At 68.6% G+C, this 15,244-nt stretch carries 15 protein-coding genes; 5 read left to right on the forward strand and 10 right to left on the reverse strand.

Annotation, left to right across the window (positions count from 1 at the left end; genetic code table 11):
- Positions 1-322 precede the first annotated feature (322 nt).
- Together AV521_RS34735 and AV521_RS34740 are read left to right on the forward strand one after the other, a co-directional pair.
- Positions 323-2,002, forward strand: coding sequence for a chloride channel protein (locus tag AV521_RS34735; protein WP_179023624.1), 1,680 nt, complete (start codon positions 323-325; stop codon positions 2,000-2,002).
- Positions 2,003-2,102: 100 nt separating this feature from the next.
- Entirely contained in the window at positions 2,103-2,348 is a 246-nt protein-coding gene (locus tag AV521_RS34740) for a hypothetical protein (RefSeq protein ID WP_076094245.1), read from the forward strand.
- Between the two features lie 248 nt (positions 2,349-2,596).
- Here the strand turns inward: AV521_RS34740 and AV521_RS34745 are convergent, their stop codons facing one another.
- The 3 genes from AV521_RS34745 to AV521_RS34755 form a co-directional block, all read right to left on the reverse strand.
- Complete coding sequence (locus AV521_RS34745) at positions 2,597-3,226, reverse strand: hypothetical protein (RefSeq protein WP_076094410.1); 630 nt, start codon at positions 3,224-3,226, stop codon at positions 2,597-2,599.
- 204 nt (positions 3,227-3,430) lie between these two features.
- Positions 3,431-3,967 (reverse strand): MarR family winged helix-turn-helix transcriptional regulator, encoded by a 537-nt coding sequence (locus tag AV521_RS34750; RefSeq protein WP_076094248.1) that lies wholly within the window; start codon positions 3,965-3,967, stop codon positions 3,431-3,433.
- 55 nt (positions 3,968-4,022) lie between these two features.
- Positions 4,023-5,057 (reverse strand): PP2C family protein-serine/threonine phosphatase, encoded by a 1,035-nt coding sequence (locus tag AV521_RS34755; RefSeq protein WP_079249548.1) that lies wholly within the window; start codon positions 5,055-5,057, stop codon positions 4,023-4,025.
- A gap of 200 nt (positions 5,058-5,257) precedes the next feature.
- On the opposite strand from AV521_RS34755, the gene AV521_RS34760 reads away from it, so the two are divergent.
- Entirely contained in the window at positions 5,258-5,764 is a 507-nt protein-coding gene (locus tag AV521_RS34760) for a nitroreductase family deazaflavin-dependent oxidoreductase (RefSeq protein ID WP_076094251.1), read from the forward strand.
- Between the two features lie 161 nt (positions 5,765-5,925).
- On the opposite strand, the gene AV521_RS48825 is transcribed toward AV521_RS34760, so the two are convergent.
- Positions 5,926-6,342, reverse strand: a complete 417-nt coding sequence (locus tag AV521_RS48825; RefSeq protein ID WP_143658698.1) for a hypothetical protein — start codon at positions 6,340-6,342, stop codon at positions 5,926-5,928.
- 1,621 nt (positions 6,343-7,963) lie between these two features.
- On the opposite strand from AV521_RS48825, the gene AV521_RS34775 reads away from it, so the two are divergent.
- Both AV521_RS34775 and AV521_RS34780 read left to right on the forward strand, forming a co-directional pair.
- On the forward strand, positions 7,964-8,224 hold the full coding sequence (locus tag AV521_RS34775) for a type II toxin-antitoxin system VapB family antitoxin (protein ID WP_076094415.1): 261 nt from the start codon (positions 7,964-7,966) through the stop codon (positions 8,222-8,224).
- Entirely contained in the window at positions 8,221-8,628 is a 408-nt protein-coding gene (locus AV521_RS34780; protein WP_076094254.1) for a PIN domain nuclease, read from the forward strand. Before AV521_RS34775 ends, AV521_RS34780 begins: the two co-directional genes overlap by 4 nt.
- A 30-nt stretch (positions 8,629-8,658) precedes the next feature.
- Here the strand turns inward: AV521_RS34780 and AV521_RS34785 are convergent, their stop codons facing one another.
- The 6 genes from AV521_RS34785 to AV521_RS34810 all read right to left on the reverse strand — a co-directional run bounded on the left by AV521_RS34785 (position 8,659) and on the right by AV521_RS34810 (position 15,032).
- Positions 8,659-9,759, reverse strand: coding sequence for an integrase core domain-containing protein (locus tag AV521_RS34785; protein ID WP_076094256.1), 1,101 nt, complete (start codon positions 9,757-9,759; stop codon positions 8,659-8,661).
- A gap of 294 nt (positions 9,760-10,053) precedes the next feature.
- Positions 10,054-10,386, reverse strand: a complete 333-nt coding sequence (locus tag AV521_RS34790; RefSeq protein ID WP_256725788.1) for a MarR family winged helix-turn-helix transcriptional regulator — start codon at positions 10,384-10,386, stop codon at positions 10,054-10,056.
- Positions 10,387-10,392: 6 nt separating this feature from the next.
- Positions 10,393-11,496 (reverse strand): sugar ABC transporter substrate-binding protein, encoded by a 1,104-nt coding sequence (locus AV521_RS34795; RefSeq protein ID WP_076094257.1) that lies wholly within the window; start codon positions 11,494-11,496, stop codon positions 10,393-10,395.
- Between the two features lie 354 nt (positions 11,497-11,850).
- A complete protein-coding gene (locus AV521_RS34800; protein WP_076094258.1) occupies positions 11,851-13,122 on the reverse strand; it encodes a sugar ABC transporter permease in 1,272 nt (423 codons plus the stop codon).
- A 5-nt stretch (positions 13,123-13,127) separates the two neighbouring features.
- Positions 13,128-13,907, reverse strand: a complete 780-nt coding sequence (locus tag AV521_RS34805; protein ID WP_076094260.1) for an ATP-binding cassette domain-containing protein — start codon at positions 13,905-13,907, stop codon at positions 13,128-13,130.
- Between the two features lie 36 nt (positions 13,908-13,943).
- Positions 13,944-15,032: a substrate-binding domain-containing protein gene (locus tag AV521_RS34810; RefSeq protein WP_076094265.1), complete on the reverse strand. Its 1,089-nt coding sequence runs from the start codon at positions 15,030-15,032 to the stop codon at positions 13,944-13,946.
- Positions 15,033-15,244: the final 212 nt, after the last annotated feature.

A 15,244-nucleotide genomic window follows, 5' to 3' on the forward strand; every position in this document is an offset into this window, starting at 1 on the left:
CACCCGTCTCGGTTACGCCCCGTCCACGCCCACCACGATCGACGGCGGAGGAGCGGCACCACTCATGGTCCGCCTCCACAGTCCATCCCTCTCCCAGCGCTCACACCGAGGCGACCGTCCGCCAACGGGACCGCTCTGTCCCGATGGGTGGACAGATGGAGCGCCCCCTTGACTCGTTTTGCATAATGCAAAAGTAGGAAGGGGTAAATGAATGAGTGCCATACCGGCAACAAGGGACAGCAAGCAAGGGTCCATCACAGCAGCGAGCGGCGCCAAGCTCACACCAAGGCTCGCGGGTCTGCGGAACGCCTCGTGGGGCGTGATGGCACTGGCCGTGGTGGTCGGTGCCGGAGCGGGCGCCGGCTCGGTCGTCTTCCGCTGGTGCATCACGACCTTCACCCGCCTGCTGTCCGGGCACAATGACTACTCCGCCTCTCCCGGGCAGAGCAATCCGCACGTGCCGTGGCTGGGCCCGTATTTCGTGCTGCTCGCGCCGGTGATCGGCGGTCTGCTGTACGGCCCCTTGGTCAACCGGTTCGCCAAGGAGGCCCGCGGGCACGGCGTGCCCGAGGTCATGCTGGCCGTCGCCCAGCGCGGCGGGCGGATCAGCCACAAGGTCGCCGTCGTCAAGACGCTCGCCTCCGCCCTCTGCATCGGCTCCGGCGGTTCAGTCGGCCGCGAGGGCCCCATCGTGCAGATCGGCTCGGCACTCGGCTCCACTCTCGGCCGGGTGACCAAGGCGGCCGAGGGCCGTACGAAGCTCCTGGTCGCCTGCGGCGCGGCCGGGGGCATCGCGGCCACCTTCAACGCGCCCCTTGCCGGTGTCTTCTTCGCCATGGAGCTGATCCTCGGTACCTTCTCGGCCGAGGCGTTCGGCGCCTTGGTCCTCGCCAGCGTCACCGCGAGCGTCATCGGCCGCGCCGCCTTCGGCGACGTCGCTTTTCTGAACCTGCCTGCCTTCCACGTCGACCACCTCGCCCAGTACGGCCTCTTCGCCCTGCTCGGCGTGGTCGCCGCCCTCGTTGGCATGGGCTTCACCCGCTTCCTGTACCTGATCGAGGACGCCTGCGACTGGGTCTGGCGCGGCCCTGAATGGCTGCGCCCGGCGGTCGGCGGACTGGCTCTCGGCCTGGTTCTGCTGGTGCTGCCCGAGATGTACGGCGTCGGCTACCCCGTCCTGGAGAAGGCGACCGAGGGCGGCTACGCGGTCGGCTTCCTGCTCCTGCTGCTGGCCGGCAAGATGCTGGCGACGAGCCTGACGATAGGCATCGGCGGCTCGGGCGGCGTCTTCGCGCCCAGCCTGTTCATCGGCGCGATGCTCGGCTCGGCGTACGGCATCGGCGTCCATGACCTGATACCCGGCACGGCCGGCGCAGTGGGCGCATACGCCCTGATCGGCATGGGTGCCACCTTCTCCGGCGCAGCCCGGGCACCGATCACCGCCGTGGTCATCCTCTTCGAGCTGACCGGCGAGTACTCGATCATCCTGCCCCTGATGCTGGCCATCGTCCTGGCCACCGCCACCAGCCGCCTGCTCTCCCGCGACACCATCTACACCCTCAAACTGCGCCGCCGCGGCATCGACCTCGAGGGCCCCGCCCCTGGAGCGGCCCTCGGCACCCAGCACGTCGGCGCCGTCATGGAGCCGCTGCCCGAACCCCTGCCCGCGACCACGTCGCTGACGGACGCCGCCGACCTGCTGAGCCTGTCCGGCCACGGCGCGCTCCCGGTCGTGGACGACACCGGTGGGTACGTCGGCGTCGTCACCGCCCAGGCGGTGGCCGAGGCCCTCGCCGAACAGCCGGACGCCGTACCGCAAACGGTCGAGCAGCTCGCCACGCCGCCCGCTCCCGTCACCACCGAGCAGCCCCTAGCCCAGGCCCTGCACACCCTGCTGTCGGCAACGGGAACCGGCGTCCCCGTCCTGGATGCCGAGCAGGGCAGGCCGGTCGGCTGGCTCAGTCACCAGAGCGCACTGCGCGCCGTGCATGCCACTGCCTGAGCACCTCCGCAGGCGGTGTCCACCGCGACTCCGTACCAGTTTGCACTGTGCAAAAATAGATGGAGGGAGCCTCACCGGACCCGCTCCAAGGAGGTGAACCGTGGATACGAGACACGTCCGGCACGCCTACTCCTTCGTCTGCCTCGACTGCGGACACGGATGGGAAGCCACCTACGACATCGACGTGACCGAGGACGATCACGGGCACATCATCGCCACCTACCACCTCGACGGCCGCCTCGTGCGCTCGCCGCTGCAGTGGCCGCGCTGCCCCGCCTGCGAGGGTCACAAGATACGCATCATGCGACCGGGACGGGTGGCAACGGCACGCCTGTACGAGAAGTGAGGGCGATGAAGCCGCACACCCGCCGCCTGCGCAGCCGGAGGCGCTTGGCCGGTCCCCTCGCACCCCGAGCGGGGACGAGCGGCCCGGCCATCGGGTGCGGACACGCTTTTGCGTGGTTACCGTCGGCGTTTACGGACCGCGCATCTGGTGCACACGTTCACGACGTCCTCCTGCGCGTCCATCCGCAGCCGGGGACGAAGTGATCAGCCACGAGCCGAGACGCGTCGGCCGGAGGACCGCGAGGTGCCCTAAGGGCCGGGAAGCCGATAGGAGCGCACCACAGCGGCGAGGCTCGCAACCATGAAGGCCACGCACCACGGGACCAGGTCGCGCGGCGTTCCCTGCCCTTCCGTCGCTGCACCGCGCGGCGGCACCAGCCCCTTGGGGTCGTAGGCGACGGCGAGTGTGTCCCCCGGCCGTGTCGCCTCGCCGCAGCCACGCCAGATCCGGACCTTGAGCGGGACGCCGTCATGGTCCATCACCGAGCAGAGGTAGCGGTCCTGCCCATTACCCGCCGCGCGGCCGTCCTCGACCGACGTCACCACCACGGACTGCACCCGCCCCCGCTCCGCCAGCACCACGCCGGCGGCGGCCTGCGGTGCGTGGAGCGCCAGGCACACGCCGAGCAGGGCGGTGATGCCGATCAGCGCGCGGCCGGCTCTCACGGAGAGCAGGTACAGGACGAAGGCAGCCACGCACACGAGTCCCGCCTCACCGTCGGCCAGGCCGGGCCTGCCCGTCCAGGCGCCGAGGAGTGCCGTCCCGACGATCGCCACCATGGCGACGATCCCCGCAAGGATCCCCTCTCCGACGAGCCACCCGGGCGGAGACCCGACGAACTCGGCAGGCCCCCACACCGTGGAATGCAGATATGCCATGAGGCCCGGCTCGATCCGGAACGAGGACCGACGCCTTCGGCGCATGCCTGTCACACCCCACGCCCCATCGCCTGCCGTCGGCGATCGCCGACCGCTGCCAACGTCCGGCAGCGAGCCACATCAACACTTCTCTTGCATTATGCAAAACCTTACGACTTCAAGGAAGAGCAGTCAGGCAGCGTGCACCATCCGCCAACAACAGCGTCACGCGTCTTGCGCCATCGCCCCGTCCACGATCCAGCCGAGCGGGTGCGGCTCCGGATCGTCCGCCCCCGGCGCCGGGGGCTCGCCGCCCGCCTCGTTGAAGGCGTTGAGCGCCTCGACGAGCGCCAGGCGCTCCATCGGGCGGAGGCGTTCGACGATGGCGGCGATCTCGGCGCGCCGCCGGGCGGTGACTTCCTCGACGGTGCGCCGGCCCTCCTCGGTCAGCCGGAGCAGGGTCTCGCGGCGATTGGCGGGATTGGCCTGGCGGTCGGCGAGCCCGGCGGCGATGAGCCGGTCGACCATGCGCATGGCGGTGGAGGGCGCCACCTGGAGCAGGTCGGCGAGCTCGACCAGCTTGGTCGTCCCCCTGGTGGACAGCACTACCAGCATCCGGAACTGAGCGACGGTCACCCGCTCCTCCACCGCCGCCAGCGAGCGGGCCGAGACCGCCACCAACAGCCGCGACGCGGTCAGCACCGCTCTGGTAACAGCATCTACATCGTCCAAGGCACCCGTGGGGGTCTGTCGCTCCGCCATAGTTCCTTTCTACCGTGCCGAAGCCGCACCGCCCGCACTTCATACGAACAGACATTCACCCCGCATGGTCGTGATAGCGGAGCAAAAGCATCGCGGCATCGTCATGGAGAGGTCCGGCAACATGCCGGACCAAGTCTTCGCGCAGCGCCTCAAGGGCACGTTCGGCGTCCGGTTCCTTCAACAGACCCGCTCGGTCACCCAGCGGATAGAAGGAGCCACCCAGGTCACGGGCCTCGGTGACACCGTCCGTGTACAACAGCAGCTGATCACCCGGGATGAAGTCCACCCGATAGGGCCTCGGCCCCTCAGTTCCGTGCTCACCCAGGCCCAGCGGCAGGGCGAAAGAGTCCGGCTCCGCAAAGTCGACGCCACCGTCCTCACGGACGACCATCGGGGCTGGATGCCCGTAGTTGAGGAAGACGGCATCGTGCTCCGGTCCGAACTCGGCGAGCACAGCGGTCACGAACTTCTCGCCCCCCAGCTCCCGGGCCACGCTCCGCTCCAGCCGCTCGCCCAGCCCGACCAAGTCGGGTTCGTCGTGGGCCGCCTCCCGGAAAGCGCCGAGCACGACGGCGGCGGTCTCCACCGCGGCCAGCCCCTTGCCCTGCACATCCCCCACGATCACCCGGACCCCGTGCGGCGAGGCGACCACCTCGTACAGGTCACCGCCGATACGGGCCTGAACGACCGCCGAGGTGTACGACACCGCCGCCTGGAGCGGACCCGCGGTGCGCGGTACCGGCCGCAGCAGCACGCGCTGAGCCACCTCCGCGATCGACCGCACGCTGGCCAGCTCCGCCTCCCTGCGCGAGCGCATCAAGGCCGCCACGATGCCCGCTGCGGTGACCCCGGCCACCGACGCCATCGCCGTGAATCCCCGGCGCTCCTCGAACAGCCCGTCGTACAAGCCGAGGCCCACGCACACCAGCAGAGCCACCACACCGATCAGCGCCGTACGCCGCCACCCGCCGACCAGCCCGGAGAAAGCCGGCCCCAGCGAGACCAAGGGCAAGAACCCCACCCCTGGCCCGACGACGACGTCCGCCGCGGCCACCACGGCCATCGCCGCCAGCGGCAACCAGGACAGCATCACGGAACCGGATGCCGGTTTGAGCACGGTCACGACGTCCTCCAGCTGAACAGGGGAGCCCGCAAGCCGCCCGATCACCTCTGCCACAGAGGCGCCTCACATTTAGACTATGCAAAGGTTTCCTCGACGAGCCTGCCTCTGTCCGGGCCCTTTACCCAAGAGTGGCCGAAAGCCGACACACCAGACCCCGGAAGGCAAAGATGCCCCGCAGACGGACCACACCCCGCCGACCGCAACTCCCCGTCGGCTGGCAGCGCTTCGCCGCGCGACTCCCGATCCTCGTCTTTCGTGCGGGGCTGGGATGGATCTTCCGCAGGCGACTGCTCCTGCTGCACCACACCGGCCGCGTCACCGGGCTGGACCGCCTGGTGGTCCTCGAAGTGGTGGAGCACGACCCGATCGGCGGGAGCTGGACCGTCGCCTCCGGCTTCGGCCCTAGGTCAGCCTGGTACCGCAACCTGCGCGCTCGGCCGAAGACGGTCATCCAGGTGGGCAACCACCGCCACGCCGTCACGGCACACTTCCTCACGCCGGCTGACGGCGCCGACATCATGGTGCGCTACGCCCGCCGGCACCACCGGACCGCACGCCGCCTGTGTGCGTTCATGGGCCTGCCGTCAGACGGCAGCGAAGCCGGGTTCCGGGAAGCCGGCCGGGCCATTCCCTTCGTGCGACTGGACGTCGGCTCTGGTACCAGGGCGGCGTAATCGCTGCGAGTGGCTCGCCAACCGGGGCCTTGCACCTGCCGGGTACACGGGAGGCCGCCGCAGGTCAGTGAGACGTTGATCGCCTGGGAAGCCATCACGCCTCTGCCCTGCCGGGCCACGCAACGGGCGGCGCCGACGCCCCGCTTGAGCAATCAGCGTGATCACCCAGAGGGGTCTGGGCCGTCAGCCTTCCCGAACCATCGATGCCAGCGCAGGGCGTCCAGTTCCTGCCACAACTCCCCAAGTTCGATCTGGACCTGGGTGAGCCCGGTCTCCTCGGCCAACTTCTCCGGGCTGATCCTCCCATGGTGAGCCTCGACCGCACGGCCGATCTTGCCTACCCACAGCTCGGCATACACGAACGGCCGCTCCTTATACACGTCGACCAGCGCGGCCAAATGTTCGGGCGAACACGCAGTCAGCCACCGTTTCCCGTCCAATTTCGGGTCATGGCCATGGATCACCGATGAATCCGGCACCATCGCATGGACCTTGGCCTGACCCGAGATCTCTTCCCCGCACAGATCACACAGCTCTGGCAGTACCTCACTCCCGCCCGGTTCACCGCTATCGGTCACCTACCCTTCCTACCGCCCCCCAACGACCGCTGAGCGTTACGACCCTCTGACCTCGACAGACAAACCGAAATAGCCTTCGGCCGACCCTCCCCTACACGAACGCCGCATCCGCCGTCCGGCGTGACGATCACACCGAGACGTTCGACAACGCTGTCCTCGCTCCGTACGGACATGGTGAGCATGCCGCTTCCTGAGCGATCGAGGTGAGCGACGGGGCCTGCGAGCGGCAGGTCCACTTCGGCGACGTGCACCTGGGCACGCCCTGGGCCCCCTTGCCACTACTAGTAGATGCGCGATCAGTACGAAAAGGGATGGTCCACACAGTCTGTAGTCGGCGCGTGCCACGGGCAGGAAGACCGCGCGGGGACGAGTGGCTATGGCCTGTCGTCTGTGAAGTACGCCAAGATCGGACCTGGAGTAGACCGCCGGGGGCCTCTCAACGGACCGCTCGGCCAAGTGCCGGCTCCGAGCATGCGGTGAACGGGACACCACGTACCACTGGCCTTGCGCTGTGCAAAGATAGTGGTCAGAACCTCGACGGACGGAGCGTCTCGGGGAGGTCGGCCATGGCCGCAGAGCATGCCCGTTGCCACCCTTGCTCGTTTCTCTGCCTCGACTGCGGGCACGGCTGGGACGGCACGTACGACATAGACATGACGGTGGACGAACACGGCCGCATCAGCCCCGTTTACCACCTGGACGGCAGAGAATTCCCTCGCTGCCCCACCTGCAAGAGCCTTGAGATCCGCACCGTTCGGCGTGGGCGCATTTCGTCGGCACACCCCCGTATGCCATGACGAGAAGTAGAAGCGGAGCATGCCACCACCCCCTCCGGCTCGGACGAGCGCTACGTCCGGGCGCGCCACGAGCAGGATGCCTGGTTCATGACGGAGGGCAACCGCCACCATGCCGTCACAACACACCTCTCACTCCCGATAGCGGCGCCGAAATCACTGCCCGCTACGCCTGTCGACCCCCGGACAGCACGCCGTCGCTTCGCGTTCATGGGGCTACCGACGGACGGCACCGAGGCAGGGTTCGGGGGACCGGCAGGGCCGTCCTCTTCGTACGGTTGGACTCCGACAGCCGTTCCCAGTCGACGTGACCGGGAAGGAACCTCGGTCACGGCTCACGCCCCAATCCGACACTTGAGCGGAGTACCGGCGATCTGCTTTTGCGTCATGCAAAGATGGCACCGGAGTCGAGTCGGCGGTCGGGCTGCCCGGCGCCCACGGAGTGAAGCCCCGCATCGGGGGTGAGGCAACACACCGGCCGCCGACAGGCCCCCGCCATCCGGCCGCGCACCAACGCAAACCCACGGCGACGGTCCGCCCCGGCCCTCCCCTCTTTTGCTGCACCAGCATTCAGGCATGCCCGAGCCAACAGCCCCGACCAGGCGAGACACGCGTAAGCAGGCTTTTGCATGCTGTACATGCGCTCAATCCGTGACGACCGGACCACACGGTGTGCCTGCCGAAAATCCATCCGCGCTGGTGAGGGCTCTTCCGTCGCGCTCCGCTCGCCCCCTCTCGGGCGGGGTGCCATCTGTCCGGGGCGCGCGCTACAATGTGTGAGGTATGGGTAATCTTCCCACATGCCGCACATGGAGGGAGTGGTCATCGTGAGCGTGACCAACGTCGACCTGGACGACCAGGCCCTCGCCGAGGCCGCCGCGCTCCTTGGCACCACCACCAAGAAGGACACGATCAACGCCGCCCTCGCCGAGGTCGTCAAGCGCTACAAGCGCCGCCAGGCGGCCGAGCGGCTGGCCGAACGCGGAGCACGCGGCGACTTCGAACCCACCCGGCGCCTGTGGGAGGCGCGTAAGGCCGCGCAGCGCGTCGAGGCCGCCGCAAGCGGCGCCGACGAGGCGGCCGGGTGATCGCGTACCTGATCGACACCAGCGCCTACGTCCACCTGGCCACCGATCCCGCCGGCCTGCGCCGCTGGGACGCCGAGATGGAAACCGGGGCCATCGGCATGTGCGAGGCCACACGGGCGGAGATCCTGTTCAGTGCCACCGGACCGGCCGACCGCGACGCGATAGAGGCCGACCTGAACGACCTGTTCGGCACGGTGCACGTCCCCAAGGATGTATGGCGCTGGGTGGACCGTGCACAGTACAAGCTGACGCAGACCGGCCAGCACCGCGCGGCCGGAGTAATCGACCTCGTACTCTGCGCGACCGCGGTACATCACGGCCTGACCGTCCTGCACCGTGACAACGACTTCGCCACCGTCGCCCGCGTTCTGGACGAGGTGGACCAGCACGACGTACGACGCTGACGTCAACGACGCGGCCTGGTCCGGACAAGGTCACGCGGCAGCGTGCTGGTACTCGTGGAGGATGCCGCCGAGGCGGTCACGTCGACGTATGTCGAGGCGGGCGATGCGGTCGGGTTCGGCGATCGGTGACGGGAGTGGGTGCAGCGGCCGGGCGTTGTTGATGCCCTGGTGGGGCCGGTGCTCGTTGTAGTACTTCTCGAACTCGCGCAGGACATGGAGCAGATGCCGCTGGTTCCAGACGAGGGTGCGGTCCAGCAGCTCGCGTCGGCAGGCCTGCACCCAGCGTTCCATGAGCGCGTTCATGCGGGGCATCCGGACACCGCTGAGCACGACCTCGAGGCCACCGTCCTTCAGGATCGCGTCGAACAGGGCGGGGAACTTCCCGTCCCGGTCCCGGATCAGGAATCTCGCCCGGCAGCCGGTGTCCTCCAGGTCCATGACGAGGTTCTTCGCGGCCTGGGTGACCCAGGAGGCGGTGGGCTGGGCCGTGGCGCCCGGGATGCGGATCCGCCGGGTGGCGTGCTCGATGACGGCGAACACGTACATCCGCGCCCCGGACAGCGTGACGGTCTCGAAGAAGTCGCACGCCAACGGGGCCTCGGCCTGGGACCGCAGGAAGTCCGCCCAGGTGGTGGCAGATCGTTCGGGTGCCGGGTCGATGCCGGCCTCCTTCAAGACCTCCCAGACCGTGGACGCCGCCACCTTTACCCCGAGCACGAGCAACTCGCCGTGCAGGCGCCGATAGCCCCAGCCTGGGTTTTCCCTGGCCAGGCGCAGTACCAGCGCCCGGATCGAGTACACGGTGCGCGGCCGCCCTCCGCGCTTGGGCCGGGACTGGGCGGCGTGCCGGCGGGCGATGAGGTCACGGTGCCACCGCAGCACCGTATCCGGCCGCACCAGCAGCCGCATCCCGCCCAGCACTTCCCGGGGCAGGCCGTGGAGCAGCGCCGCCAGGAACGCCCGGTCGGCCGCGTCGAACCGGACCCGCTGCCCGTTCAGCTGCCGCTGCAGAACCTCGATCTGATGGCGCAGGGCCAGGATCTCGACATCTTTCCCGCGAGCGCTCACCGGGAGCAGCCGCAGCATCGCGAACGCGTTCGTCACGCCCAGGTACGCCAGTCTCAGCAGCACGGCCGATCATCATGCCGCGACCACCGCCGATCACGCGAGAGCGTCGACTAGGTCAACCCCGGCTGACGCCGAAACCCACTCCCACCTGCATGGATGAGGTAATCGGCTAGGGCAGGGTCGGGGTGCGTATCGAGTCGTGATCAATCTGCGGGATTCGCCTCGCAGCAAAGGCCGATCACACGGCCAGCGGGCAATCGCACTGGATGCGCATGCCGGTCAGCCTGTGCGCAGGCCGATCTGGTCGCGTTCGAGCACGGAGCGGAGCTCCGAAAGGACCTGTACGGCGGCCAGTCCTCAGGGCCCGCCGAGAGCGCCTGCGGTCAGCTCGGCCAGCGTTTCGGTGAAGGTTGCCTCCGCCGCCTCGACGAGTTGCAGGCCGTCATCGGTCAGGTCCAGCAGTGATGAGCGACGATCCGATGGATTGGTTCGCCGTATGACCCATGCCCGCTTCTCCAGGCGCTCGGTGCCCTTGCTGGTCACACCGATCCCGCTGGCGAACTCAGCGGCAGGGTCCGCCACCCGGGACCCAGGGTGGTCGCGCAGGAAACGCAGGAACTCCAACTGCGAGGTGACGATCCCGTGCCGCTCGCGAAGACGGTCGTTCAGCGCGTTGCCGCATGGCGGCACGCTCCGTCACCACCGAACGCGAGACGGGGCCGTTGGCTGGACAGACCCGAGGTTGTTGCCCCACAGAGAAGAGTCGGTGCTCTTGAGGCTGGGGACGCCGCTGTACGTGCCGCCGTCGACGGTGACGAGCGGGGCGGAGAGCTGGTCTTCCAGAAGTCCGCCGCGGACCCGCACGATGGTGCTCTCGTGGTCGGTCTTGCCGGGCTTGAACGTCTTCCCGTCGATCGCGGCCTTCAGGTACTGTAGGGCGTACTCGGCGTAAAGGTCGACTGGCTGGGACACGGTAGCGTCGATGTTGCCGTTGGAGATGTCCTTGAGCTCCCTGGGGATGCCGTCGTTGGAGACGACGAACACGTGCTTCTTGTCCCTCGGGCCGACAGACAGCCCCTGCTGCTTGAGCACGTGGAGCGTGCCGGACAGGGCCAAGCTGGACTGCATGTAGATGCCCTTGATGTCCGGGTGGGCTGTCAGGTCGGTCTGGAGCTTCTGCGCGGCGACGGCGCCGTCCCAGTTGGTGGCCTCGCCGAACACCTTGACGCCCGGGTAGTTCTTCTTCATGCAGTCGTTGAATCCCTCGGTGCGGTCACGGCCGTTGATCGATGCGAGGTCGCCCTCGAGCATCACAACCTTGCCCTTGCCGCCCAGCTTGGTGCCCAGGTACTTGCATGCCTTCTCGCCGTAGGCGCGATTGTCGGCGCGGACCACCATGTAGACCTTGCCGGTGTCGGGGCGGGTGTCGATGGTGACGACCGGGATCTTCGCCGCCTGCAACTGCGCCAGGATCGGCGCGATGGCGAACGTGCTCTGCGGGGCCATCGCGATGCCCTTGACGCCCTGGAGGATGAGCGTCTGCACGTTGGCGGCGAGTTTGGCGACATCGTTCTGCGAGTTGGTGGTCTTGAGCGAGAAGCCGAGCTGCTTGGCGTACTCCGGCGTGTACTTGATGTACGCGTTCCAGAAGTCGGTGTCGGAGCGCGGGTACTCGACGCCGACCAGCGGCTTGCCGCCGCTCGACGTGGCCGTGGTGCCGGAGCCGCCGCTGCAGGCGCTGAGCAGCACCAGTGCGGAGAGGGCGGAAGCAGCGGAGCAGAGGACGGATCTGAGCCTCATCGGTACTTCCTCGCGCTGGGTCCCGAAGCGCCTGCCGTCTACCCCCTCGGAAGGGCTGGCTGTGAAATCCCCATCGTGTCGAATTTGTGGTCTGATCTGTGCAGGGACGGAAGGGAGACATGCCACATCCAGCCGACATAAATCACCTCTTTATCCAACATACATGCGAAAACCTCTCTTCGTATCTGGCCAATCACCCTTGCATGCCTGTTGACATGGACGGGATAGCCGCGGCGCTGGAACGCCAGATCGACCATGTGGGAAGCGTCCTGCGTGCACCAGGTGGCCGCGCCCGGAAGCGAGGTATCGGTGCTTCCCGAGAACTGGGCAGCGCCTACGCCGCCCGTGGAAGTGTCAGGCGCGCCCGTGCGCCTGCTGCGCGTGTCGGGACAGCGAGTCAATGACCACCGCGGCGAAGAGCACCCCGCCCGTGATCACCAGCTGGACGGCGGTGGGCGTGTCAGTGAGGGCCATGCCCGAGGCGATCGACTGGATGACCAGGATGCCGAGCACTGCGGACCAGGTCGTACCGCGTCCTCCGAACAGGCTGGTGCCACCGATGACGGCGGCAGCGATGGCGTTGAGCAGCAGGACGCCGGAGCCGGAGCTCTGGCTCACCGACGTGATGCGCGAGGCCAGGAACAGGCCGCCGGTCGCCGCCAGGGTGCCGGAGACCGCGAGCACGGCCGTCTGAACGCCGGTCACGCTGAGGCTGGCGCGACGGGCCGCCTCGATGCTGCTCCCCAGTGCGTAGACCTGCCGTCCGTAGGGCGTGCGCCGGAGCATGATGTCGAGGCCGGCCACCACCGCGAGGAAGATCAGCAGAGCGAGCGGCAGACCCTGGAACTGGTTCAGCACGTAGGCGGAGGCGAACGCGATCACCGCCACCATTCCTGTGCGCACCCCGATGGTGTGCAGCGGGCGGTGTGGCATGCCGACCTCCCTGCGGCGGCGCCTGTCCAGGTAGGAGGCGAGGAAGACCAGAGCTGTGGCGAGTGCCGCCACCGCGTAGGCGACGCCGGCGTTGGTGAAGTAGTAGCTGGTCAGGTGGGCGATGAGCCCGTTCTCGTCGAGGTTGACGGTACCGCTGGTGCCGAGGATGGCGAGCATGAGGCCGTTCCACGTCAGCAGCCCGGCGAGGGTGACCACGAAGGCCGGAACCCGGGTCCTGGCGACGGAGTACCCCTGGACGGTTCCTGCCGCGGTGCCCGTCAGCACGGCGGCGATCAGGGCAAGCCATTCCGGCACGCCGTTGTTGACGCTGAGCACGGCGAAGACCGCGGCGGCGAGCCCGCTGATCGAGCCGACCGACAGGTCGAGTTCACCGAGCAGCAGCACGAAGACGATGCCGACCGCGATGAGGCCCGTACCCACGATGTCCACGCTGAGGTTGGACAGGTTACGGGGCGAGAGGAAGGTGGAGTTGATGCACTGGAAGATGATCCAGACCGAGGCGAGGACGAGGGTGACGGGAAGATGGCCCAGCTCACCGGCGCTCAGCCTGCGCCGCCGGACCGCGATCCAGCCCGCCACAGCACGGGTGACCGCCCACCCGGCGCGGCGCTGACGGGCTTCTGCGGTGGCTGCTGCGGGATCGGCCCGCGTCTCGTCCGGCATGTCACGCATCCCTTTCACCACTCGGCCTCGTGGTGGGCCGGCCGGCGGGGCGCGTTGTCCGTGGCGCCCGTGATGCAGGAGATGATCTGCTCCTGGGAGGTGGTGCTCACGTCGAAGAAGCCGTTGTTGCGGCCGAGCCGCAGTACGGCAGCCCGGTCCGCGAGGGCCTTCACATCACCCATGTTGTGGCTGATGAGCAGGATCCCCAGGCCGTGGTCGCGGAGACGGTCGACGAGGTCGAGGACCTCGGTGGTCTGCTCGAACCCCAGCGCCGCGGTCGGTTCGTCCAGAAGGAGGACGCGCGGGTCGCCGAGAAGCGAGCGGGCGATGGCGACGGTCTGCCGCTGGCCGCTGGACAGTGACACCACGGGACCGCGCAGATCGGGGACATTCCGGGTCAGGCGCTCCAGCAGCTGCATGGAGCGGCGCTCCATCTCCACCTCGTCGAGGAAGCCGAACCTGCGGATCTCCCGTCCGAGGAAGAGGTTGCCGACGACGTCGAGGCTTCCGCACAGCGCCAGGTCCTGGTAGACGGTGGCGATGCCGAGGTCCCGGGCTTCCTGGGGACGCCGCATGTGAACGGGCCGGCCCTCCCACTCGATGCTCCCCTTGTCCGCGGGGGCAACCCCGGAGATCACCTTGACCAGGGTGGACTTGCCGGCTCCGTTGTCGCCGAGCAGGGCGAGGACCTGGCCGGCGTGGATCTCCAGCTCGATGTCCCGGAGGACCTCGACGACGCCGAAGCGCTTGCACACACCGTGCAGGGCGAGCAAGGGGGGCGGCAAGAGAACCATCTCCTTTCCGGGCCTGGGGCCGGCCGGTCCCGCCTGTCAGGCCAGCCCGGCCTTGTGGCAGTCGTCCGCGAGTGGCGGGGCGCAGATCTGTTCGAGCGTGTACACGCCGCCTTTCACCAGGGTGTTCTTGATGGTGGCAAGGGTCACGGGCACCGGGGTGAGCAGCACGGCCGGAACCTCAGCGCCGCCGCGGGTTTTCACCCGCCTGGTGGCCACCCCGTCGAGGCGCTGACCACGCGCGGCGGCCACGGCCATGGCGCCGCCGGCGGCAGCCTCGGGTCCGAACGGCTTGTAGACCGTCATGTACTGGTCGCGGCTGACAATGCGCCGTACGGCTCCGAGCTCGGCGTCCTGCCCGGTGACGGGTGGCAGCGGGCTGACCTTGTTGGCCTTGAGGGCGGAGATACTGCCGGCGGCGAGGCTGTCGTTGGCGGCGTAGACGCCGTTGATGCTGCCGGCGCCCAGGGCGGAGATGGCCCCGGACATGTTCCGGTTCGCCGCCTCCGAGCTCCACTGGGGTGTGTCGTACTCCTTGGCGATCGTCACCTTCCCCTGGAGCTCGGACAGTGCGCCCTGCTTGAACGACAGCGCGTTGGGGTCGCCGGGGTCGCCGTTCATCATCACGATCCGGCCGGCGTGTGCCTTGGCGCCCATGGCCGTCAGCAGCGCCTTGCCCTGGAGCCTGCCGACCTCCTGGCCGTCGAAGGAGACGTAGCCCGAGATCGGGCCCTCGGCGAGGCGGTCGTAGGCGATGACCGGGATGTGCGCGGCAGCCGCTCTGTCGACCGAGGGGCGCATGGCCCTGGCATCGACGGCCGTCAGCACGATGGCATCGACCCCGTTGGCGATCGCCGAGTCCATCTGCTCCTGCTGGATGGCCACGTCACCCTTGGCGTTTGCGTGCTCGATCGTGCAGTCGCCGCACAGCTCCCGGATCTTCTGTTCCAGCAGCGGCCTGTCCTGCGTCTCCCAGCGGGCGGTGATGGAGTCCGGCAGCAGCACGCCGATCTTCCGCGCGCTCCCTGCGCCGGAGGTGTTCCCGGCGCCCGATCCGCAGGCGGTGAGGGACACGGCCGTCGAGAACGCGGCTAGGGCAAGGGCGGTGTCCCGAACGCAGGCTTTCATGCGCGAGGCCTCCCTCCGCCCTGGAACGCCGCGGCCGCAACCGCGGCGCAGCAGCGTGCCCCGCCGGGGCGAGGCGGGGTCTCGGCCCGCACCCGCCCGGACCAGGTGAAAGTGGCAAAACGACCACGTCGCCAGTGTGACACCGGCCATGGTGAACTGCGAACCCGGTGCCGCGTGGCCGACACGACGTCAATCTGTCTTGTTTATCCCTC

Source organism: Streptomyces sp. IMTB 2501 (assembly GCF_001953885.1).
GTDB lineage: Bacteria > Actinomycetota > Actinomycetes > Streptomycetales > Streptomycetaceae > Streptomyces.